Consider the following 20,388-nt stretch of genomic DNA (forward strand, 5'->3'; position numbering starts at 1 on the left):
CGTTGAAACAGCCCGCCCGCACAACACTCATAGATCGCGTTCGCGCCACCGTGCACAAGGAGGCGCTCATCCAGAGCGGCGAGAGAATTCTTGTTGGAATCTCCGGCGGTTCAGACTCCGTTGCTCTGCTGCACCTCCTCACCGCTCTTGTTTCATCAGACCGTCTCCATGCGCTTTATGTGAACCATGGCCTGCGCCCGGAAGAGGCAAAAACGGAGACTGCCTGGCTGCAGACCTTCTGCCAGTACCTCAACGTACCATTTACCGCAGTCAGCGTCTCCGTTAAGACCTTTGCCGCAGAAGAGCATCGCTCTCTTGAGGATGCCGCCCGTATTTTACGTTACCGTAAACTGCAGGAATTCTGCACTGCCTGCAGATGCGACTCCATTGCTGTTGCCCATAATTCGGACGATCAGGTTGAGACGTTCTTTATTCACCTGCTGCGGGGAAGCGGTCTGCAGGGCCTTACGGGGATGCGCTACAGAAAGGGAAATATCATTCGTCCCCTGCTCGATATCTCCAAAAAAGAGCTGCAGAAGTATCTGCAGAAGCAGCATCTTGAATGGAAGGAAGACTCCTCCAATTCCGATCTCCGTTTCCTGCGCAATCGTATTCGCCTTAATCTTTTGCCCTCTCTTGAAAAAGATTATACACCTTCACTTCGACGTCAGATCATACAGTTAATCGATATACTTCATGTAGATAATCATTTTCTGAACAGTGCAACAAAAGAGTGTTGGAAACGCAACGTAACAATGACAAAAGGGAAAAGGTTGAGGCTCACCCTCTCCTGCAGGCATTTTATCCAGGAAGATCCTGCATTGCAGCGGCGAACGATTGAACAATGCTGCTGGCAGATGGGAACCCGACCGGATTATGAACAGATTGATGCAATACTGAAATTGATGGGAAGAAAAACTTCCGGGGGAGAACTGCATCTGGAGAAGGGGCTGCGGGTGAACAGAAGCGGGGACGAACTCTTTTTTCACTACCCTCTGCCGAAGGGACAGAAGCGCGGTTCTGCAGAATCAGGCGCGGAGACTGGCTATCGCATTGAGGTGACACAACCGGGTCGTTTTGAGATCCCCGGCACGCAAAACGTTATCAATTTTCGTCTCAAACATCGTGAAAATATCAGAGACAAGCACGAGTATCTTGACAGTCTGGAGCCTGAAGCCCTGAACCTTGATGCAGACAAACTGACCTTTCCTCTCTGTCTGCGCACCATGAGGCCCGGAGATCGTTTTACTGCCTGCGGTTCGGGTAAAACAAAAAAGGTGGCACGCTATTTCTCTGAAAAATCCATCCCCGCTTTTATGCGCACCAGCTGGCCAATCATCACCAGTGCAGAGCGCATCGTGGCAGTGGCGGGCATGGAACTTGATACCTTTTATAAGGTAACCAGAGAAACACGTATCATTCTGGTGATAGAATACAGGGAACATTAACCAGCCAGTCTTCCTCTCAATCTTCTTCGTTACAGTCAAAAATTTACCCTCGGAATATTCAAGGTACCACTTTAGTAGTGGTATCGGCAGGATATGACAGTGATATATTCTTTATCAACCGCATAGACCAGGCGGTTTGTATCATCAATTCTTCTTGACCAAAAACCGCTGAGAGTCTCTTTTAGAGGTTCAGGTTTTCCAATACCCTTGAATGGATCGTTCCGTCTTATATCTTCCAAAAGCGTGTTCATTCGCTTGAGTGTTTTTCTATCTTGAGTTTGCCAATAAATGTAGTCTTTCCACGCTTCATCAGTCCAGGCGAGTTTTTTATTCATTTATCGTTTCTCTCTCAGTTGCTTTGCCCTTTTTATATTGAGCAATAGACTTTTCAAGGTGCCTGGCGTTTGAGGGAGATTTTAGAAGGTAAAACGTTTCCAAAATACTGTTGAAAGAATCGAGAGACATTACTACAGCGTCTTCGGCGTCACGACGAGTGATTACAGTGTAATCAGCATCATCAGTCACTTGATCCAGTATTGATTTCAGGTTATTTCTTGCTTCACTAAAATTTACTACTCTCATTTGAGCCTCCTTACTTGACTTGTTTATTGTACAAGTATAAGAAGTTCTGTTTATGTTGTCCAGTAAATTGTGCAGGTTTATTCTTGGAATCGAATCTCGGTGCTAACCAGCGCCATGGGCAGTGCAATACGCCAAAATCAATAAACGCCATTCTTTCGATGTCTTTTTTGCAAAACCAGAGCAGGCTGGTAGAGAGGAACAAAACTTCACTGGTAAACGTGTTGCACTTCTTACTTGAATTCAGTGGTCAACCTGGGGAGGAAGTCTTCTCCCTGTAACCTCACAGGATGTACCTCCGTTTCTGTTGGTCCGCTATCCCTTCAGACACGGACCAAATTGCTGTGGATGTTTATGTACCTTTGTTTAGAAAAACCCAACATACTGTAAAATGAAGTTATCAGGATTGCTTTCGGAGGAATCTTTGATTTCCAATCCGCATGGTGATCTTCACCCGGTCAAAGTATTCGAGTATCGGAATGGAAAATTTTCGCGAGAGGCCTGTCATTTCCTTGAACCCCTGAGCGTCAATTTCGCCATGCTCAACAAGATACCTTTTCAGCTCTTCAATCAGCGGTTCAATCACTCCCTTTGCATAGTAGAGTGATTCGCTGATCTTAATAATTCGCCCGTCCCGCAGCTGCACATCCATGACCTCTTTTACCAGCTTCGCAGGATACTCATTTAGATGCTCCATGATCTCTTTAAGAGTCGGCGTCTGCAGTCCCCGTTCCAGCAACCACTCCGCGAGTTCTCTCTCAAGAGCCTTCTCGTCTGCCTTTAAGGCGACTTCGTGGCCTGCAAGGCGGAGCAGCGATTCCTCCTGTACCACCCCGCCATTTTTCACCAGCTCGTTGAGGCAGTAATTAAATACTTTCTGCTCTACCGGTCTCGGCAGACTGCTGCGCAACTCTTCACGTACAATGCCGGGGAGCAGCGGATGTTTTTTATGCCACTCGGTAAAGGCCTCCACTATCATGGTTTTTACGCTTTCGGCCACAGAGGTCACGACATAACGCTGGACTGCGGAATCAACAACTGATATTTTCTTCGTAGAAACAGGATCCTGCAAAGCTTTTTTAAGGTTATTTCCAAAGAGGCCGATACGTATGCCAATATCTCCTGCCGTCAATCCCTGTTCCCTGCTCTCTTCAAGGAGGAGAAGGATTTTGTCGGTGAGCCCGCCCTGCTCAAGAATGTTGTATGCCTGCTGGTTTGCCTCCCGATCGCTGTCGTGAAGGCGCTTGCGCTTACGCGGCGGTACATTTCCCAGCACCTCCCCGCCACCAATGGTGAGTACCGGAGAATAACTGCGGATGACAAAGCGGTCCTGCGGCCAGACCGCGACCTGCTCCTCAAGCAACAGCTGCACCGGTGCTTCATCTCCGGGCTGAAGCTCTTTGCGGTCAAGCAAAGAAACCCGTCCCAGAACCTCGGTAGAACCAATATCTACACGAACCCTGGCACGATGCGACAAGGGCTTTCCCGCAGAATTGAGATAAATCATCCTGGTGTCGAGCATAAAACTTGCTTTCAGCGCCTCGGCGGGAGCAAGAACCATGCCTCGGGAGACATCACTCGCAACCACTCCCTGCAGGTTAACCGCCGTGCGATGCCCGGCCTCCACCTCTTCCACTGCCTCCCCATGTACCTGAATACCGCGTACCCTCGCCTCTTTTTCAGTGGGAAAAAGGCGCATGGAATCACCAGTCTTCATTCGTCCGGAGAGAGAAGTTCCGGTAACCACCGTGCCAAAACCTTTCATGGCAAAACAGCGATCTATAGGGAGACGAAAGGGGCCAAAAACTTCTTGAAATACGAAATCCCGCACCATCCGGTCAAGTTCATTGCGAACTTCTTCAAGCCCTTCGCCAGTAGTCGATGAGACGTTGATCATCGGCGCATTTTCAAGGAAAGACCCTTCACAAAATTCCGCAATTTCGCCTTGTACCATCTCCAGCCAGTCGCTATCAACCATATCCTTCTTGGTTACAACCACAATTCCCTGCTGGACACCCATCAACCGGCAGATCTCAAAGTGTTCCACCGTCTGCGGCATGATGCCCTCATCGGCAGCAATAATAAAAGCAACGATATCAATTCCAGAGACCCCGGAAACCATCGTTTTCACAAATTTCTCGTGGCCGGGCACATCAACAATACCGATGCGGTGTCCGCAGGGCAGATCCAGCCACGCGAAACCCAGTTCAATGGTTATGCCACGCTTTTTTTCCTCCTTCAGCCGATCCGTTTCCTGGCCGGTGAGTGCGCGTACAAAACTGGTTTTGCCGTGGTCAACATGCCCCGCTGTGCCAAGAACTATTTCACGCATGGATTACCCGCAAGACTCAGAGAAATGGATTGGACTTCGCTTCAATGCCGATGGTGGAGTGGCATCCGCCGTAGCCGTGTCCCGGCCAGACCACCGTTTCAGCGGGCAGAACGAACAGTTTGCTGCGAATAGCAGTGAGAAGCTGCTCCGTGGAACCACCGGGGAAATCAGTCCGTCCAATACCTCCGGCGAAAAGCGTATCACCGGTGAAGAGATTGGGAGCATTATAAAGACAGATACCACCCGGCGTATGGCCAGGCGTGTGAATAACTTTGAATTTTTCTTCACCCACAGAAACGATATCCCCCTCTTTTATTAGAATATCCGCAGGGGGCGATGGTTCCAGACCAAGCATGGAAAAATACTCGGCAATACCAGGTTTTGCCAGGAAGGCCGCTTCATCGGTATGCATGACAATCTTTGCCCCGGTGGCCTCCTTGAGTTTACGGTTACCGCAGACATGATCCGGGTGACCGTGGGTAAGGAGAATATATTCAAGGTCCAGACCATGTTTTTTCACGCTGGCGAGAATTTTATCTTCATCTCCACCTGGATCAATAACCGCGCCCTTTCCTGTTTTTTCACACCCCACCACATAACAGCAGACATCCATGGTTCCGACAATCAGTTGTTCAAGTATCATAAAAGTTATCCTGAAAGTAAGGCCGGAAGGGAATTCCTTCCGGCCGTGGAGATCAGCGTTTTGCCATCTGAATGGGTTCAGGGATTTTCACAGCCGGAACACGCAGTTCAACCTGGGCAAGGACCTTGCCAAAGGCCTCAACAGCCGGTCCGTCCTGGTTGGAGATGAGGAACGGTTTCCCGTCGTCTCCACCTGTTACAACCCGGGTATCCAGCGGAATTTTGCCGAGAAAGGCAAGATTGGTTTCACGGGCGAGTTCTTCACCGCCACCAGATTTGAAAATATCAACAGTCTTGTTACAGTGCGGGCAGATGAAACCAGACATATTCTCAATCAAACCGGCAATTTCCACTTCTACTGTTTTACAGAAGTTGATGGATTTACGTACGTCTGCAAGTGCTACTTTCTGCGGAGTGGTAACGACGACAGCGGTAAGGTTGGGGATGGTTTGTGCAACGGTAAGAGGTTCATCACCGGTACCTGGAGGAGCATCAATAATAAGATAGTCAAGATCACCCCAGTCCATGTCGGAAATGAACTGACGGATAGCCTGAATCTTCAACGGTCCGCGCCAGATAATTGCCTCGTCACGGTCACGCATCATGTATTCGAGGGAGACAACTCTCAGGTTGTCATTAAATTTCAAGGTTGGAACGAGATCTTTCGGAGAATCGGGACCTTGAAGTTTCCCTTTCATATCAAGCATGCGGAGGACATCGGGACCATGGATATCGACGTCCATCAGTCCGACCTGGTACCCCTTCTCGGCAAGGCCGAGAGCAAGGTTGACCGCAACGGTGGATTTTCCTACACCACCCTTGCCGGACATGACGAGAATCTTTCTTTTAATCTTGCCAAGAGATTTTTTGATTGCCAGCTCCTGCTGCGCTGCCTTTGCCTGCTGAGCTTCTGGAGTCATTCCTCCATTTTTAGTTGCCACTGTACTGTCTCCTTATACTTGAGCTGTTAAGCATGAAATGGCCTGTCCCATTTTTCCAGAATGGAAAAATGGGACATCTGCCGCTTTTACTTTATATCCAGGCAGTTTACGCTGAACTGACGTAACTCCTTAGAAACCCATGGAAAATAAAAAATAATAACGATACCAGTATGTTATATAATCATAAAAATTTATTTTTCGTGTCTTTATTACGATTTTCTTCAGTCGAAATTTTAAAAACGTGTAAATACAGTATGTTGATTATGACACAGGACGTGATTGAAAGCTGTTTTTTGTATGCGTAACATACTGAAATTACATACGTCCACAACTTCTTGAGAACGTACAAATTTACCAGACTAGACTATATGTCATGCCTGCCACTCGTGCAATGTTGAATCCGCCTGCAGACGGGATTCACACTTGCGCGACGGCTGGAAAATTTGTATTTCCTGTTACAAGGATTATTATCGACAATTGCAACAGGGTTGTTATTTTCTCTCATGTTTTTTCAAAAGGGGCGGCAGGCGAACAGCCACCGAAGGATTTTCCTCCCCCGCAGACTCTCAGGTGAAACATGCTCAAATGGTTTAAAAAAAAGCTCAAAGGCAATACGAACACAACCACTGAAACGGAGAAAGTGGTCGCTCCGGAAAGTGTTGATAATACTGCCGTAGAGACAGCAATAACTCCGTCAGAAGTTGCCCCCATAAAGGTTACAGCTCCGATTACACCGGCTGAACCGGACAAACATCTCGCACCACCCGTTCCTGTTGAGGCAAAAATACCTGCTCCACCTGAAGTTCCCGCTGAGCCTGACACTTTCCCTGAAGCGGAAAAAGTTTCTGCAATGGAAGAAATTCCTGAAGTAGAAGAAGTGCCGGAAGCAGAAGAAAAAAGCCCCCCCGCTCAAAAGCCCCACAGCTCCTTTTTTTCCCGTCTTTCAAAGCGCCTTGACAAGACGAAAGAAGCCCTCACGTATCAGATGGATGCTCTTTTTCTCGGCAGCAAAGAGATAGATAACACTCTGATGGACAGCCTTGAAGAAATTCTCATCACTGCTGACGTTGGTGTTGCCACCACAGAAGAACTGCTGAAAATTCTTCGCCGCAAGGTAAGCCGAAAAGAAATTACCCAGCCGGAAGCGCTCAAGAAACTGCTGAAGAAACAGATCAAAGCTTACATTCTCAGCAATGAAACTGACAGCGCCCTCGTCATGCCTAAAAAAGGACCTTTTGTTATAATGGTTATTGGCGTTAACGGGGTGGGCAAAACCACCACCATTGGCAAAATTGCCCACAAATTTATTGCCTCCGGACAGAGTGTAATGCTTGCCGCTGGCGATACCTTCCGAGCAGCAGCTGTATCTCAGCTTAAGATCTGGGGAGAACGCAACGGCGTGCCGGTTATCGCTCACCACGATGGTGCCGACCCGTCCTCTGTTGTTTTTGATGCAGTCTCCGCCGCCATCGCACAGAAGATTGATGTTCTGCTGGTGGACACAGCCGGCCGCATGCATACCAAAGAGAATCTCATGGAGGAGTTGAAGAAGATAAAACGAGTGATGAAGAAAAAACTGCCAGCAGCGCCTCACGAGACTCTGCTGGTTCTTGATGCTACTACCGGCCAGAATGGTATTTCCCAGGCACAGCTGTTTGATGCCGCAGTAGATGTTACCGGTCTTGCCCTGACCAAACTCGATGGGACATCCAAAGGCGGTATTGTCATCAATATTTGCCGGGAGATGAAGATTCCCATCCGTTTTATTGGTATAGGTGAAGGCATGGAAGATCTCCGTGACTTCGTCCCCGAAGAGTTTGCCGACGCCCTGCTTGAAAACAATTCCTACTGAAAACCCTGAACCGTAATACGAGAATATAATGCGATACCAACAACAACAGCCTCCGGGTTGCGGCGGCTGCCTGCTGATTGCCGCAATTTTAATCCTTCTTACTGGTGGTGCCCCCGCCCTGATGAATTTTATTGGCACTATTTTCTACTTTGTGATGTCCCTGGGGGTTCTTGGCATCGGCGGCTTCATGCTCTTCTCCTGGCTGATCCGTAAGCGGGTCTCTGAATATGAACAGTCACAAACAGAGAATCATAACCGCTTTGTCTGGCTGCTGGTCAACATCCTCATAACCATTGCCAAGATTGACGGCCAGATCACCCGCGCGGAAGTACAGACGATCCACAACTTTTTTCAGATCAATCTGCGCTACAACCAGACACAGATGAGCTGGGTCAAGGAGTTGATCAAGGAAGCCACCAACAGTGACCAGCCCCTTGACACACTGTGTGTTGAATTTCGCCAGACATTTCCCTACGAACATCGTTTCATCCTCCTGGAACTCGTCTATCAAATTCTCTTTACCAAGACCAGTGTTCCGGAAACTGAGCTGAATGTGGCCCGCCATATAGCGCAACTTCTGCAGATCTTCAGTCGAGATCAGCAAACTCTTGAAAACAAGTACCGCTTTCATCAGCAGAGCAGGACCCGCAGTGGAGGCAGCAGCTACGGAGGGCAGAGAAGTTACTCAACTGGTTCGACGGGAGATGAAGCGGCGAAACATTATGCAACTCTGGGCCTGAGCAAAGGTGCCACGGCGGATCAAATCAAGAAGGCTTACCGCACCCTGAGTATGCAGTATCATCCAGACAAAGTGCGTAACCTCGGCGAAGAGTTTCAAAAAATGGCTGAGGAAAAGATGAAGGAGATAAATGTTGCTCACGATTATTTTGAACGCAACGGGTATCTTTGAGGATACCTTGAAGTAATAACCAGAAGCACAACACTATCACGAGAGGTTTGCCATGTCTGTATCGGAAAAGATGAGAGAGTACGCCAAAAAATCGTCCTGGGTACGCAGGATGTTTGAAGAAGGTGCCGAAATGAAGGCTAAATTCGGCGCGGAAAATGTCTTTGATTTCAGTCTCGGCAATCCTGATCTGTCTCCGCCGGAAGAATTTAACGAGGTGATTCAACGCATCGCCGCAGACACCACCCCGGGTGTCCACTCCTATATGCCGAACGGTGGATACCCCTGGGTACGCGACGCCATCGCCGACAAACTCACCCGTGAGCAGGGAGTACCTGTTACCGGTGACAACCTGATTATGACCGTCGGAGCTGCAGGTGCCATCAACGTTACCATGAAGGCACTGCTCAATCCCGGCGATGAGGTTCTGCTGCTCGCCCCCTATTTTGTTGAGTATGGGTTTTATGTGGAGAACCACGGCGGCGTGCCGAAAGTAGTAAACATGAAGGAGGATTTCAGCCTTGATCTGCAGGCCATTGAGGATGCGATTACCAGTAAAACCCGGGCAATCATCATCAACTCCCCAAACAACCCTACGGGACAGATATACTCAAGCGCAGAGCTGACAGCTCTCGGTGAAATGCTGGAACGGGTTTCTGAGGAAGTCGCCAGAACGATCTATCTCATTGCCGATGAACCCTACCGTGCGATTGTTTATGACGATGCCGAGGTTGGTTCGGTATTTAAAGCCTGGCGGAACAGTATTGTTCTCTCTTCCTTCTCCAAAGATCTTTCCCTTCCCGGCGAGCGGATCGGTTTTCTTGCCGTAAATCCAAAGATTCGCAGTAAAGAAGAACTGATTAATGCCCTGACTCTCGCCAACCGCATTCTGGGCTTTGTCAACGCCCCTGCAATGATGCAGCGGGCAGTGGCTGAACTCATCGATGTAAAACCAGACATCTCTCCCTATGTCCGCCGCAAAAAGATGATATGTGATGTTCTGCGTGAGGCTGGCTTTGAGTTTACCGAACCAAAGGGAGCGTTTTATGTCTTCCCCAAAACTCCGATTGTGGATGATATTGCGTTTGTGAAAATCCTCGCTGAAGAGAAAATTCTCGCTGTCCCGGGAACCGGATTTTATGGGCCGGGTCATATCCGTATTGCCTTCTGCGTGCCGGATGAGACAATCATAAACGCTGCAGAAGGTTTCAAACGGGCGGTGAAACAAGCAAAAGCGCAAGGGGTTTAAGCGAATATTTATCTTGATATTTAAGATACACCCACAGAACAAAGGCGATGTGGAAAATAATCTCCACACCGCCTTTGTGTTATATACTCTTTTCTCTGTCACCCCTGACTTTCATGGCTTCCTTGTTGCATATTCTTGATTAAATCACTATGTTACACAATTTTTAAGGGGAGGTAATTTCCTCCCGGAGACCTTTGAAAACAGAGAAAACAAGACATCATGTTTACCATTGCAACCCTTGGCCCGGAAGGCTCCAACAGCTGGCAGGCCGCCTGCCAGTATAACCCTGCCGCAAAAATACTTACCTTTGGCCACATCGGGGAGGTCTTCGCTTCCTTTACTGAGAATTGCTGTGATATCGCTCTCATCCCGGTGTATAACACCCGTGAAGGCTCCATTCGCACATCTTCCCGTAAAATCGCCGCCAGCAAAGGTCTTTACTGGGTGGATAACGTGGTGCTGCCCATTCACGTCTCTCTCTTTTCTTTCCAGGCAGATTTCAAACAGGGAGACGAGATTCATACCATTATCGGTCGAGCCTCAGTACTTCGCCAGAGCCGGGATTTCCTCGACAGTGTATATCCCGACGCCACCCAGATGGCGGTTCACGATATCGACAGCACCATCAACCAGACTGGCAGTGGTCAAAGCAAAGGCTTTGCGGTTATCGACACCGAAGAAGTCGGACGGCGCCACGCCCTTACCCTTGTAAAACGTGAACTTGCTTCCCATAACCGGACCCGCTTCGCCGTTGTTGCCCGTCATCCCGCAGTAAAAACCGGCTACGATGCTACGGCAGTGATCACCATTCCACTGAAAGACCGCGTCGGCCTGCTGGTAGATATCCTCAATGAATTTACCTGTCGAGGTATCAACATCATAGACATGCAGTCTGAAAACGATGTAAAAACCCAAAAACTGCAGATATATCTTGAATTCGAGGGGCACAAGGAAGAGCCACTCATTGCCGAAATGCTGCGCACCATCGAAGAAGCTGTCATCCAGGAGAAAAATTCGCTCAATATTCTCGGTTCCTTTCCCCGGGTGGACATGCGTGAGAAAAATATCAAAGCCATCGGCTTCATCGGCACCGGAGCTATGAGCCACTGGTTTGCTGAACGTCTGCGAGGTGAAGGATACCGTACCCTGCTTACCGGCCGCACCACCACAATCACCCCCGTGGAGATGATTGCACGGGTAGATGTGGTGGTGATCTGCGTGCCAATCTCGGTGACCACCGAGACCATCCGTCAGTATGCGCCGAAGCTGCATGACGGCCAGGCGCTGATTATCCTCGCCGGGGAATCTGAGCATAACATAGAGGCAGCACTGACCTTTTCTGGTGAAGGGGTGGAGGTCATGTTTATTCACAACCTCTGGGGGCCACAGTCAGCGACAATGAAGGATAAACATGCTGCCGTTGTCCATACTTCGAAGGCAGGTGCACTGTGTAATGAAATTGAAGCCTTTCTCTATAAACACGGGGTCGACATCTATCAGGACACCCCGCGCAAGCACGATCTGTTAATGGGTGTAGGACAGAAACTCCCCACGACTATCTCTGTTGCCCTTGCCAAAACGTTTAAAGATCATAATCTTGACTATAAAGACATTGCCAGTCATTCTACCCTCACCTCGCTCTATGGTATTCTTGCAATGGCACGCATCCATAACCAGAATCCGCGTACCTACGCAGAGATCATGGCTACCGGTGGTGAAGGCAAAAAGATTGTACGCAGTTTCGCTGAAAATATTCTCAAGCTGATGGACTTGGCGGAAGACTCACAGATCAGTGCACTGTGTGAAGTAATGGAAGAAAACCGTTCCGTCATGCCTGCCGCCTTTCTTGAGGCGAGAATGTCAGAGGCAAAGGCGGTGGATGAGATACTGAGCCGACCGGGGATACGCAAGGCATAGCTGGCAGCTGTTGCAGAGTACCGGAGGCACCTGTTTTATAATTCTGTAGTTTTGAGGGAGTTCAAACCATGACAAATATTCTCCGCTATCTTGACGAAGTGAAAATCTGTCCGCATTGCAATCAGAAGCTTACTGCATGTGAAGCACCTCCAATCCATGTCGGCGATGGTCTTGGCTGGGGGGCAGAAGTTCTTTTTATCTGTCTCAACGACGAGTGCCCTGTTTTCGTAAATGGCTGGGATAAAATTGAGGAAGCTTACGGACATCATGCCTCATACCGTTATATGGAGCTTCCCGGCAGTCCAGAGAAGAACTACATGATGGTGGGTAATGCCGGTGCCTTCACGGGCTGTATTATCGACCGGGAAAAAATCCTTTCCAAAAACAAGCAATATATCGAACAGAAAAAGATGATGGCCCGCCTGGATACCGCCGCAGCAGAGAAAGACATAACAGCCCCGCTGGCAATCCTGCTTGATGAGGGTGCGGCCAAAGATAAACGCAAGCAGGCATGTGACATTCTCATTGAAATTGCCAACCTTGAATGCATTGATCCCATTCGTAATCACCCCTTCCGCGATCCGTCCCTGGAATCTTTCGCAGGACTGGCAGTCGTTGCCGTGTTGAAGAAAAACTTCAAAAAAGAATGTCCCCACTGCGCCGAGATTATCAAGGCACAGGCAAAAAAATGTAAATATTGTCAGGGAGACGTGTAAAACAGAAAAAAATTCTTGCATTTCAGTATTTGAAGAGGTACTGTATAAATTCATTTGTAATGTAGTAAAATGTAGCATATAGTAGAACGCTATAAGGATACTTTTACTAAAAGAATACTATCTTAAACGGTTGTATTTATAAATAAAACATGTACAATGAAAACTGAAAGCAAAAGGAACCTGCAATCCCTATAATTCATGTAAACTGTTGTACTACAGCAGCCATGGATATTGTAGCTCGGTAGAGTCTATCGAGTACATACGTGGAGAATCTTTTAAACTTCGGTTTTATCGAAGATTTTTAAGGATCTATGGAAGCGTATAATTTTCTATAGTAGATAATAATTTACTATTAGATTTAAGACTATATAAAATCTTCTTTTCCGATGGAACATGTGGTGGATGTAGCTCACGTTGGTTAGAGCACCTGGTTGTGGCCCAGGAGGCCGTGGGTTCAATTCCCATCATTCACCCCACCATCCAATGAATTGACATTCCCCTGAGACGTTTTTAATGTCTCAGGGGAATTTTTTTATCATTTGCAGTTGTCAGCAGCACGAAAGATGTTCCTTCTTCTGCTTCCCCAATCCACCCTGGACAACATCATGAAAATACCAGCCTCATTTTACGATGTACAGACCGTTGATACCCCCCTGAGTTCTCCCGATGTACCTGCAGAAGCGACCTGCTCCCTTAACGGAATTCCCGCAGTGTGGCGACCGACGGAAAAAGATGCACCCTCCGTTCTTCTCTTCCCGGCGCCGGAGGGTGACGCACAGCATTCACAGTCGCTTGTTGACGGTCTTGTCGGGAAAGGACTCAACGTACTGATTGTTCGCCCCTCTGGAGAGACTCTTGCGGAATTTTCCGCGCAGGGTGTGGAAATATGTTCGGCGGCGATAGATTTTCTTGAAAAAGAGGGCTGCGGCCAGCTTTTTCTTTTTGCCCAGGGAGTCGCCACTCTGCCGGCAGTACACGCCATGACGGAAATAAAAACCGGACTTAAGGGAATCTTTCTTGAGGGTACAGTTCTCGATTATGCCGTATGGCTTGAGAAGATTTGTGATATTAAAGGAATTACATCTGATGAGTACGAGCGTACCATCCTTGACGCCATGGAAGAGATTACCCGCGCCACCATGATCTTCCACGGTGCGCTTGATGAAATCACTCCAGCTCCGGTAGCAGAGAGACTGCAGGCAGACAGTGGTGCACGCACAAAACACTTTTTTATTATTCCCGGGGGGCACGCTCCAGACAAAGAACCTCTCTGCGATGTAGGAGGGGAACCTTACCTGGATGCTATCCGCCAGTTTATCAATACCGCCTGCGGTATCAACACCTGGCGCCAGCGGCGCAGACACGTGCGACCGACCTTAAAAAAATAAAGGGTACCTTGAAACAGCCTGGAAAGACTGGTGGGTGTCCTGAACTCTTAATTTGAGAGAAATAGAATGACTTCTGGAGACAAACGCAAAGATTATCTCAACTGGGACGAGTATTTTATGGCCGCCGCCCTGCTCGCTTCGCGGCGCAGCAAAGATCCCAGTACTCAGGTCGGTGCCTGTGTGGCCAATGAAGAGAATAAAATCGTCGGTGTAGGATATAACGGCTTTCCGAGGGGATGCTCTGATGATGTACTCCCGTGGAAGCGGGATGGTGAGCTGCTGGAAACAAAATATCCCTACGTCTGTCACGCTGAGCTTAACGCTGTGCTCAACTCCAATCAGACCAGCCTCACCGGCTGCAGAATCTACGTGGTGCTCTTTCCCTGCAACGAATGCACCAAGGTCATCATCCAGTCCGGCATCAGGGAGATTATCTACATCTCAGATAAATATGCTGATACTGATTCTGTAAAAGCCTCCAAGCAGATGCTGAAGATCGCCGGAGTCAAGATCCGGCGTTTCGTGAGCGAGCGCCGTGAAGTACGGCTGAGCTACGTTGCTCCGGAAGATCGTTGATCTTCAGGGTTTCCCCGGAGAGGATGTCAACGGCCTTCCGTTGACATCCTCCCCAGCCTGAAGGGCCGATTCAACGTTTGAAGGCCAACACTTTCCCTTCCCCCTTCTCTTTCTTTTTCAGCGGCTCCAGCGGAGGTTTGGTGCCAAAATCAACCGCCTTGATAAATCGGGGCGCGCCACCCATGGTGAAAATCTCCTCGCCGTACATTTGCGAAGTGCGCAGTGTCCAGGTAACCTTTTGCACTGGAACGCTGAGTATTTGTAAATACACATGCCACCACTCATCACGACGACTGGTATCCCGCTCAATGTCAGAGATGTGAGCATAGAAAAGAATATCTGTTTCGGTGCTCTTTTCGCTCTTGCCGACAACGAGAACCGTATCACCAATTTCCGTGGTCGGTTTGAAATTCATCAACGTTTTTAATTCCTTCACCATCTTTTCCATTATATTCCTCTATTTAACTGAATGCGCGGAAATTTCCGCCCGAGTCTTCCCGTACGACCTGCACAGCTGAACAGCCTCGGCCATATGGTTAACGCTAATCTTTTCAGCACCGGCAAGGTCGGCAATGGTGCGCGACAACTTCAAAATTTTATGGCAGGCCCGAGCTGAGAGGCCAAGGCGTGTCATGCTCTGTCCCAGCAGTTTTGAGGTGGAAACGTCAATGACACAATATTTATCCACGAGAGAACTGCCCATCTGACTGTTGCAATAGATGCCTTTGTCATTCGCAAACCTGTGCAGCTGCCTCTGCCGCGCTGCCTCGACCCGTGCTTTTACCACTGCCGAGCTTTCGCCCGGATCTCCCGTCTGCAGTTCCGAAAAGCTCAGGGGAGCAGTTTCGATCTTCACATCAATACGGTCAAGCAAAGGTCCGGATATCCTTGAGGTATAACGCTGAATTTCCACCTCTGTGCAGCGGCATCGATTGTGTGGATCGCCGAGAAAACCACAGGGGCAGGGATTCATTGCTGCAACAAGAAGAAAGCGGGCGGGAAAGCAGAGAGTCATGTTGGCGCGGGCAATAGAGACCGAACCATCCTCAAGAGGCTGGCGCAACACTTCAAGTACATTGCGCTTAAACTCCGGCAGTTCATCAAGAAAGAGCACACCGTTGTGCGCCAGTGAGACCTCCCCCGGCTGTGGAACCTGCCCCCCGCCGATCAACCCGGCATCAGAAATTGTATGATGCGGAGCGCGAAACGGTCGACGGCGGGAGAACTTCTTGCCAGCCGAAATCTTGTTGGAGACACTATAGATACGGGTTGTTTCCAGCAGCTCTTCGTCGGTGAGCGTTGGCAGAATGGTTGGCATTCGCCTCGCCAGCATCGTCTTGCCCCCGCCGGGACTGCCGACCAGCAGGATATTGTGGTTGCCAGCGGCCGCAATCTCCATCCCGCGCCGGGCAGTGTGCTGCCCCTTCACCTCGGAAAAATCAAGAAATCCCTCCTCGCTCGGAGTCTCTTCCTTAATCTTCCCCTCCGGTGCCTCAATTACCCCTGCAAGATACTCCACTGTCTGCGCGAGAGAGGTGACTGGAACGATCTCAATGCCTGCACGCACGAGAGAGGTCTCGGTATAGTTCTCCGCCGGGACAAGGATTGTTTTAAATCCCGCATCCCGTGCAGCTGTTGCCATTGAGAGCACTCCCTTTACAGAACGAACCCCGCCATCAAGCGAAAGTTCACCGGTTACACACCAGGGCCCGCTCCGCTGCGGGGTAAAAAATCCGCTTGCTTCCAGGATAGCGAGGGCAATGGGCAGATCGAAGCCCGGCCCTTCCTTGCGCAGGTCGGCAGGCGCAAGGTTCACAGTAATTCGTCGGGCGGGGAAGTCGTAGGAGGAATTGCGAATCGCCGCACGCACGCGATCCTTGCTCTCTTTAATAGAGGAGTCGGGCAGGCCAACGGTGGCAAACTGGGGCAGACCACGTGCCACATCAACCTGCACGTGAACGATGGCGCCGTCAATACCGGTAACACAGCAACTGTGGATGGTGGCAAGCATAATCAGTTCCGTCTGTAACAGGTTTTAACCTCTTCGCTGCGCGGGCCGCCTTTATGCTCATAGACATAGAGCGGCGGCAATACTTTCAGCGAGGATCGGCCGTTTTTCATGCAGGAGAAAAGTGTCAGTTTCGCTGGCCCGCCAGGATAGCTGTGGACATGGCGCAGGTTCTTCACCTCCATCCCCTCCTCACGGGCGGTTACGATAAAATCCGCGCCCTGCTCCGCCGGGTAGATAAAGACGGCGCTGCCCCTGTTTTTCAGCAGGTAACGTGCCGCAGCAAGGAATTCGGCAAGGCCGCCGTTCTGCTGCCGGCGGGCAAACTCCTCCTCCTGACCACCACTCGCCCTTCCATGTCCCGGCGGATAGAACGGTGGATTACTGATCACCCGGTCCACACTTTCGGCCTCAGCGAAATGACCGATGTCACGCAGGTCACCGTTGAAGATAGTACTGCGGGCAGTGAACCCTGCTGCGGAAATATTGCCAGTGGCGAGGTGATGGAGATCAGGCTGCAGTTCGATCCCGCTGCAGGTGATATCCCTGTTGCGATAGAGCAGAATCAGCGGCAGTACGCCACAGCCGCTGCCGAGATCGAACACGGAAAATCCGGATTTCACATCAAGAAAATGGGCAAGAAGGACGGAGTCCACGGAGAAGCGATATCCCGCCGCATGCTGCCGGCAGAGGAGTGCTCCGTTGAACAGGGTGTCCTCTGTATATTCTTTATTTCGTTGAGATTTCTCAGGCGACGGCATGGCGATTTCCAGTAAAAGCTGTATATTGACGAATCAATTCTGATAGACGAAACAGTCGGATTTCCAACGATCAAACACGCATCTGAGAGGAGATAATGTACGATATATTCATCGATACCCACTTTGCCGCTGCGCATCATCTGCGTGATTATAATGGATCCTGCGAGCGCCCCCACGGACACAACTGGAAGGTTCGTGTTACTGTACGGGCTGAAGAGCTGGACTCCATCGGCATGGGCATTGATTTTAAGCGGTTGAAGAAAATTGTCAAAGAAGTAATCGACCTGCTTGACCATTATGATATCAACGAACTCCCCTGGTTTGCCGAAAAAAATACCACCTCCGAACATATTGCCGAGTTTCTCTGGCTTGAGGTGGAGAAGCGTTTGCAGGACGACAGCTGCAGGCTTTACACCATTACGGTGAAAGAGACGGATACCCAGGGGCTGCACTATTATGGCCCGCAGAAGAGAGGAACTGACTGATGAAATGTGCGAAATTGAGTACTGTAAAGATCGGCATTATTGGCCTGGGCTATGTCGGATTGCCACTGGCCGTTGAATTTGGCAGGACAAAGTCTGTAGTAGGATTTGATCTCAAGGAGAAGCGCATTGCCGAGCTGCATTCCGGCACCGACTCTACCCTGGAGACGACACCCGAAGAGATGGCACAGGCGACTCATCTGCATTTCACCTCAGAACTCTCCGACCTGGCCGACTGTACCGTCTATATTGTTGCCGTCCCCACCCCGATTGATAAAGCACGCCGCCCGGACCTGCGCCCCCTCGAAGGCGCCAGCCGGACCGTGGCGAAGGTGCTCAGCAAAAATGATGTGGTCATCTACGAGAGTACCGTCTATCCCGGTGCCACCGAAGAGGTGTGTGTACCGCTGCTGGAGGCCGGTTCCGGTCTGACATTTAACAAAGATTTTTTTTGCGGCTACAGTCCGGAACGTATCAACCCCGGCGACCATGAGCACCGTCTGCCGTCCATCGTCAAGATAACCTCTGGTTCCACCCCCGAGGTCAGCGATTTTGTCGACGCCCTCTATTCCTCCATCATCACTGCCGGCACCTATCGTGCCAGCTCCATGAAGGTGGCGGAAGCCGCCAAGGTGATTGAAAATACCCAGCGTGATGTCAATATCGCCCTCGTCAACGAACTGGCGCTGATTTTCAATAAGCTCGGGATCAACAGCGGCGAGGTTTTTGCGGCTGCAGGAAGCAAATGGAATTTCCTCCCCTTTCGTCCCGGCCTCGTTGGCGGACATTGTATCGGAGTGGATCCCTACTACCTCACCCACAAGGCCCAGGAGATCGGCTACCATCCGGACATGATCCTTGCCGGGCGTCGTCTCAACGACTCCATGGGCGGCTACGTGGCAACACAGACAATTCGTCTGATGATGAAAAATGGTATTAACACCTCCAGTGCGAAGGTTCTGGTGCTTGGTCTCACCTTCAAGGAAGATTGTCCCGACCTGCGCAACACAAAGGTGGTGGATATTATTCGTGAGTTGCAGGACTGCAGTCTCAAAGTGGATGTTTATGATCCCTGGGTGACCCCGCAGGAGGCACAGACCGAATACGGTATTGTGCCCATAGAAAAGCTTGATAAAGGCTGCTATGACGCCATTATTCTCGCAGTGGCGCATCGCCAGTTCAAGCAGATGGCAGTGACAGATCTCCGTACTCTCTGTCACGAGAAATCAATTATTTATGACGTAAAGGGCATCTATCCTCCAGCAGAGGTTGATGGTACCCTGTAAAGGTAAATCAAATCATGACGAAAACTGTACCTGTTGAAAAAGCTGTGGGGATGGTAATTCCCCACGATATGACTGAAATTGTGAAGGATGTAAAGAAAGGCCCCGCCTTTAAAAAAGGCCATATCATCCGTCCTGAAGATGTGGAGCATCTCAAACGTCTCGGCAAGAATCATATCTATGTCCTCACTCTTGAGGACAACGAAGTGCATGAGAATGAAGCGGCACAGATTTTTGCCGGAGCCATGGCCGGGGAGAACGTAGAGTTCAACCCCAATGCCAGTGAGGGCAAGATTGCCCTTAAAGCGGGCTGTGACGGACTGTTGAAGATCGACAAAGATCGTCTGCTGCAGTTCAATCTCCTCGGCGAGGTGATGTGTGCGACCCTGCAAACCAACACCCCGGTGAAAAAAGGCGAGTCTATCGCCGCCAGCCGGTTGATCCCTCTTGTTGGCTCACGGGATATTGTTGAAAAAGCAGCTGCCATTCTTAAGAATGGTGAACCGATTGTACAGGTGAAGAAACTGCCAAAATTGAAGTTTGGTCTGGTGATTACCGGCAGTGAGGTCTTCGATGGCCGAATTGAAGACAAGTTTGAAGCTGTTTTGCGAGAAAAAGTTACTGAAATTGGCTCTGAAGTTGACATGGTAAAAAAAGCACCAGATGATATTGATTGCATTGCCGCAGAGATTCGTGCCTGTGTGGATGCCGGTGTCGATATTGTTATCACGAGTGGAGGGATGTCCGTTGACCCGGATGACGTTACCCGCCTTGGAATCCTCAAGGCTGGAGCTGATGATGCTGTGTACGGCACTCCAGTTCTTCCTGGTGCCATGTTCCTCAGTGGGCATCTCCCGGCAGGTGACCGACAGATTCCGGTGCTTGGCCTGCCAGCCTGCGGTATGTACCATAAGATCACAGTGCTTGATCTGCTGTTGCCGAGGGTAATGACTGGCGAGACGATTGGCCGCCAGGAATTTGCGGAGCTGGGACATGGCGGGCTGTGTCGGAATTGCCCGAAGTGTACCTATCCGGTGTGCAGTTTCGGAAAATAGCGTCACAGGTATATTCTGCGGGATTGTATAAAAAAGCTGGATTGCCCTTTTGGGCAATCCAGCTTTTCGTTTGCAGGGTCCCTTGAATAATCTTGTATTTCGTTCATCTCATAGTGATGAGAACACAGAACGTTGTGAGCATGATTCATAGCCCTGCATCGTGGTCAGAGCGGACATTCCTTAAGAAAATTTGTTTGTGTGTTTCTCTCTGCCAGCCTTAACAAGACAAAAGAGAGAAGGACTATCGTACAA

General features: G+C 49.7%; 19 protein-coding genes and 1 tRNA gene. 12 read left to right on the top strand and 8 right to left on the bottom strand.

The features are described 5' to 3' along the window. Positions 1 to 2: 2 nt before the first annotated feature. Positions 3 to 1,448 (top strand): tRNA lysidine(34) synthetase TilS, encoded by a 1,446-nt coding sequence (gene tilS, locus JWG39_RS07340; protein ID WP_205218735.1) that lies wholly within the window; start codon positions 3 to 5, stop codon positions 1,446 to 1,448. 71 nt (positions 1,449 to 1,519) lie between these two features. On the opposite strand, the gene JWG39_RS07345 is transcribed toward tilS, so the two are convergent. From JWG39_RS07345 to JWG39_RS07365, 5 genes are all read right to left on the bottom strand, one after another. Beyond that, complete coding sequence (locus JWG39_RS07345; protein WP_205218736.1) at positions 1,520 to 1,783, bottom strand: Txe/YoeB family addiction module toxin; 264 nt, start codon at positions 1,781 to 1,783, stop codon at positions 1,520 to 1,522. Then, positions 1,776 to 2,030: a type II toxin-antitoxin system Phd/YefM family antitoxin gene (locus JWG39_RS07350; RefSeq protein WP_205218737.1), complete on the bottom strand. Its 255-nt coding sequence runs from the start codon at positions 2,028 to 2,030 to the stop codon at positions 1,776 to 1,778. Before JWG39_RS07350 ends, JWG39_RS07345 begins: the two co-directional genes overlap by 8 nt. Positions 2,031 to 2,427: 397 nt before the next feature. Continuing rightward, positions 2,428 to 4,359, bottom strand: a complete 1,932-nt coding sequence (gene selB, locus JWG39_RS07355) for a selenocysteine-specific translation elongation factor (protein WP_205218738.1) — start codon at positions 4,357 to 4,359, stop codon at positions 2,428 to 2,430. 16 nt (positions 4,360 to 4,375) lie between these two features. Continuing rightward, on the bottom strand, positions 4,376 to 5,002 hold the full coding sequence (locus JWG39_RS07360) for an MBL fold metallo-hydrolase (protein WP_205218739.1): 627 nt from the start codon (positions 5,000 to 5,002) through the stop codon (positions 4,376 to 4,378). 52 nt (positions 5,003 to 5,054) lie between these two features. Next, positions 5,055 to 5,942, bottom strand: coding sequence for a P-loop NTPase (locus tag JWG39_RS07365; RefSeq protein WP_338032189.1), 888 nt, complete (start codon positions 5,940 to 5,942; stop codon positions 5,055 to 5,057). A gap of 577 nt (positions 5,943 to 6,519) precedes the next feature. Between JWG39_RS07365 and ftsY the strand changes: the two genes are divergently transcribed. From ftsY to JWG39_RS07405, 8 genes are all read left to right on the top strand, one after another. Then, positions 6,520 to 7,794, top strand: a complete 1,275-nt coding sequence (gene ftsY, locus JWG39_RS07370) for a signal recognition particle-docking protein FtsY (RefSeq protein WP_205218740.1) — start codon at positions 6,520 to 6,522, stop codon at positions 7,792 to 7,794. 28 nt (positions 7,795 to 7,822) lie between these two features. Then, on the top strand, positions 7,823 to 8,704 hold the full coding sequence (locus JWG39_RS07375; RefSeq protein ID WP_205218741.1) for a DnaJ domain-containing protein: 882 nt from the start codon (positions 7,823 to 7,825) through the stop codon (positions 8,702 to 8,704). A gap of 52 nt (positions 8,705 to 8,756) precedes the next feature. After that, on the top strand, positions 8,757 to 9,950 hold the full coding sequence (locus JWG39_RS07380; protein WP_205218742.1) for a pyridoxal phosphate-dependent aminotransferase: 1,194 nt from the start codon (positions 8,757 to 8,759) through the stop codon (positions 9,948 to 9,950). A gap of 219 nt (positions 9,951 to 10,169) precedes the next feature. Further along, positions 10,170 to 11,867, top strand: a complete 1,698-nt coding sequence (locus JWG39_RS07385) for a prephenate dehydratase domain-containing protein (RefSeq protein ID WP_205218743.1) — start codon at positions 10,170 to 10,172, stop codon at positions 11,865 to 11,867. A 68-nt stretch (positions 11,868 to 11,935) separates the two neighbouring features. Continuing rightward, positions 11,936 to 12,583, top strand: a complete 648-nt coding sequence (locus JWG39_RS07390) for a zinc ribbon domain-containing protein (RefSeq protein ID WP_205218744.1) — start codon at positions 11,936 to 11,938, stop codon at positions 12,581 to 12,583. 398 nt (positions 12,584 to 12,981) lie between these two features. Then, positions 12,982 to 13,059 (top strand) — tRNA-His (locus JWG39_RS07395). A gap of 129 nt (positions 13,060 to 13,188) precedes the next feature. Further along, positions 13,189 to 13,971 (top strand): alpha/beta hydrolase, encoded by a 783-nt coding sequence (locus JWG39_RS07400; RefSeq protein WP_205218745.1) that lies wholly within the window; start codon positions 13,189 to 13,191, stop codon positions 13,969 to 13,971. A gap of 66 nt (positions 13,972 to 14,037) precedes the next feature. Further along, positions 14,038 to 14,547 carry a deoxycytidylate deaminase gene (locus JWG39_RS07405; protein ID WP_205218746.1) on the top strand — a complete coding sequence of 170 codons (510 nt, stop codon included), beginning with the start codon at positions 14,038 to 14,040 and terminating at the stop codon, positions 14,545 to 14,547. Between the two features lie 70 nt (positions 14,548 to 14,617). Here JWG39_RS07405 and JWG39_RS07410 read toward each other — a convergent pair whose 3' ends face one another. From JWG39_RS07410 to JWG39_RS07420, 3 genes are read right to left on the bottom strand one after another with little or no spacing between them, the layout of a single operon-like run. Further along, a complete protein-coding gene (locus JWG39_RS07410; protein ID WP_205218747.1) occupies positions 14,618 to 14,995 on the bottom strand; it encodes a hypothetical protein in 378 nt (125 codons plus the stop codon). A gap of 9 nt (positions 14,996 to 15,004) precedes the next feature. Beyond that, entirely contained in the window at positions 15,005 to 16,558 is a 1,554-nt protein-coding gene (locus JWG39_RS07415; protein ID WP_205218748.1) for a YifB family Mg chelatase-like AAA ATPase, read from the bottom strand. A gap of 2 nt (positions 16,559 to 16,560) precedes the next feature. Then, positions 16,561 to 17,316, bottom strand: a complete 756-nt coding sequence (locus JWG39_RS07420) for a tRNA1(Val) (adenine(37)-N6)-methyltransferase (protein WP_205218749.1) — start codon at positions 17,314 to 17,316, stop codon at positions 16,561 to 16,563. A gap of 95 nt (positions 17,317 to 17,411) precedes the next feature. Between JWG39_RS07420 and queD the strand changes: the two genes are divergently transcribed. From queD to JWG39_RS07435, 3 genes are read left to right on the top strand one after another with little or no spacing between them, the layout of a single operon-like run. Further along, entirely contained in the window at positions 17,412 to 17,801 is a 390-nt protein-coding gene (queD, locus tag JWG39_RS07425) for a 6-carboxytetrahydropterin synthase QueD (RefSeq protein ID WP_205218750.1), read from the top strand. Further along, entirely contained in the window at positions 17,801 to 19,084 is a 1,284-nt protein-coding gene (gene tviB / locus JWG39_RS07430) for a Vi polysaccharide biosynthesis UDP-N-acetylglucosamine C-6 dehydrogenase TviB (RefSeq protein WP_205218751.1), read from the top strand. The genes queD and tviB overlap by 1 nt, the downstream gene beginning before the upstream one ends. A gap of 14 nt (positions 19,085 to 19,098) precedes the next feature. Continuing rightward, the gene (locus JWG39_RS07435; protein WP_205218752.1) at positions 19,099 to 20,136 is read left to right on the top strand and encodes a molybdopterin-binding protein; all 1,038 of its coding nucleotides are present in this window, start codon (positions 19,099 to 19,101) and stop codon (positions 20,134 to 20,136) included. The last annotated feature ends 252 nt before the right edge of the window (positions 20,137 to 20,388 follow it).

The organism is Desulforhopalus vacuolatus (assembly GCF_016918505.1).
GTDB lineage: Bacteria > Desulfobacterota > Desulfobulbia > Desulfobulbales > Desulfocapsaceae > Desulforhopalus > Desulforhopalus vacuolatus.

Excerpts from the sequence above, each read along its gene's own strand:
- JWG39_RS07405 (WP_205218746.1), top strand. The coding sequence starts at position 14,038 with ATGACTTCTGGAGACAAACGCAAAGATTATCTCAACTGGGACGAGTAT.
- JWG39_RS07375 (WP_205218741.1), top strand. The coding sequence starts at position 7,823 with ATGCGATACCAACAACAACAGCCTCCGGGTTGCGGCGGCTGCCTGCTG.
- tviB (WP_205218751.1), top strand. The coding sequence starts at position 17,801 with ATGAAATGTGCGAAATTGAGTACTGTAAAGATCGGCATTATTGGCCTG.
- JWG39_RS07400 (WP_205218745.1), top strand. The coding sequence starts at position 13,189 with ATGAAAATACCAGCCTCATTTTACGATGTACAGACCGTTGATACCCCC.
- JWG39_RS07345 (WP_205218736.1), bottom strand. The coding sequence starts at position 1,783 with ATGAATAAAAAACTCGCCTGGACTGATGAAGCGTGGAAAGACTACATT.
- JWG39_RS07385 (WP_205218743.1), top strand. The coding sequence starts at position 10,170 with ATGTTTACCATTGCAACCCTTGGCCCGGAAGGCTCCAACAGCTGGCAG.
- selB (WP_205218738.1), bottom strand. The coding sequence starts at position 4,359 with ATGCGTGAAATAGTTCTTGGCACAGCGGGGCATGTTGACCACGGCAAA.
- JWG39_RS07390 (WP_205218744.1), top strand. The coding sequence starts at position 11,936 with ATGACAAATATTCTCCGCTATCTTGACGAAGTGAAAATCTGTCCGCAT.
- JWG39_RS07380 (WP_205218742.1), top strand. The coding sequence starts at position 8,757 with ATGTCTGTATCGGAAAAGATGAGAGAGTACGCCAAAAAATCGTCCTGG.
- queD (WP_205218750.1), top strand. The coding sequence starts at position 17,412 with ATGTACGATATATTCATCGATACCCACTTTGCCGCTGCGCATCATCTG.
- JWG39_RS07410 (WP_205218747.1), bottom strand. The coding sequence starts at position 14,995 with ATGGAAAAGATGGTGAAGGAATTAAAAACGTTGATGAATTTCAAACCG.
- JWG39_RS07360 (WP_205218739.1), bottom strand. The coding sequence starts at position 5,002 with ATGATACTTGAACAACTGATTGTCGGAACCATGGATGTCTGCTGTTAT.
- JWG39_RS07350 (WP_205218737.1), bottom strand. The coding sequence starts at position 2,030 with ATGAGAGTAGTAAATTTTAGTGAAGCAAGAAATAACCTGAAATCAATA.
- JWG39_RS07420 (WP_205218749.1), bottom strand. The coding sequence starts at position 17,316 with ATGCCGTCGCCTGAGAAATCTCAACGAAATAAAGAATATACAGAGGAC.
- JWG39_RS07435 (WP_205218752.1), top strand. The coding sequence starts at position 19,099 with ATGACGAAAACTGTACCTGTTGAAAAAGCTGTGGGGATGGTAATTCCC.
- JWG39_RS07415 (WP_205218748.1), bottom strand. The coding sequence starts at position 16,558 with ATGCTTGCCACCATCCACAGTTGCTGTGTTACCGGTATTGACGGCGCC.
- ftsY (WP_205218740.1), top strand. The coding sequence starts at position 6,520 with ATGCTCAAATGGTTTAAAAAAAAGCTCAAAGGCAATACGAACACAACC.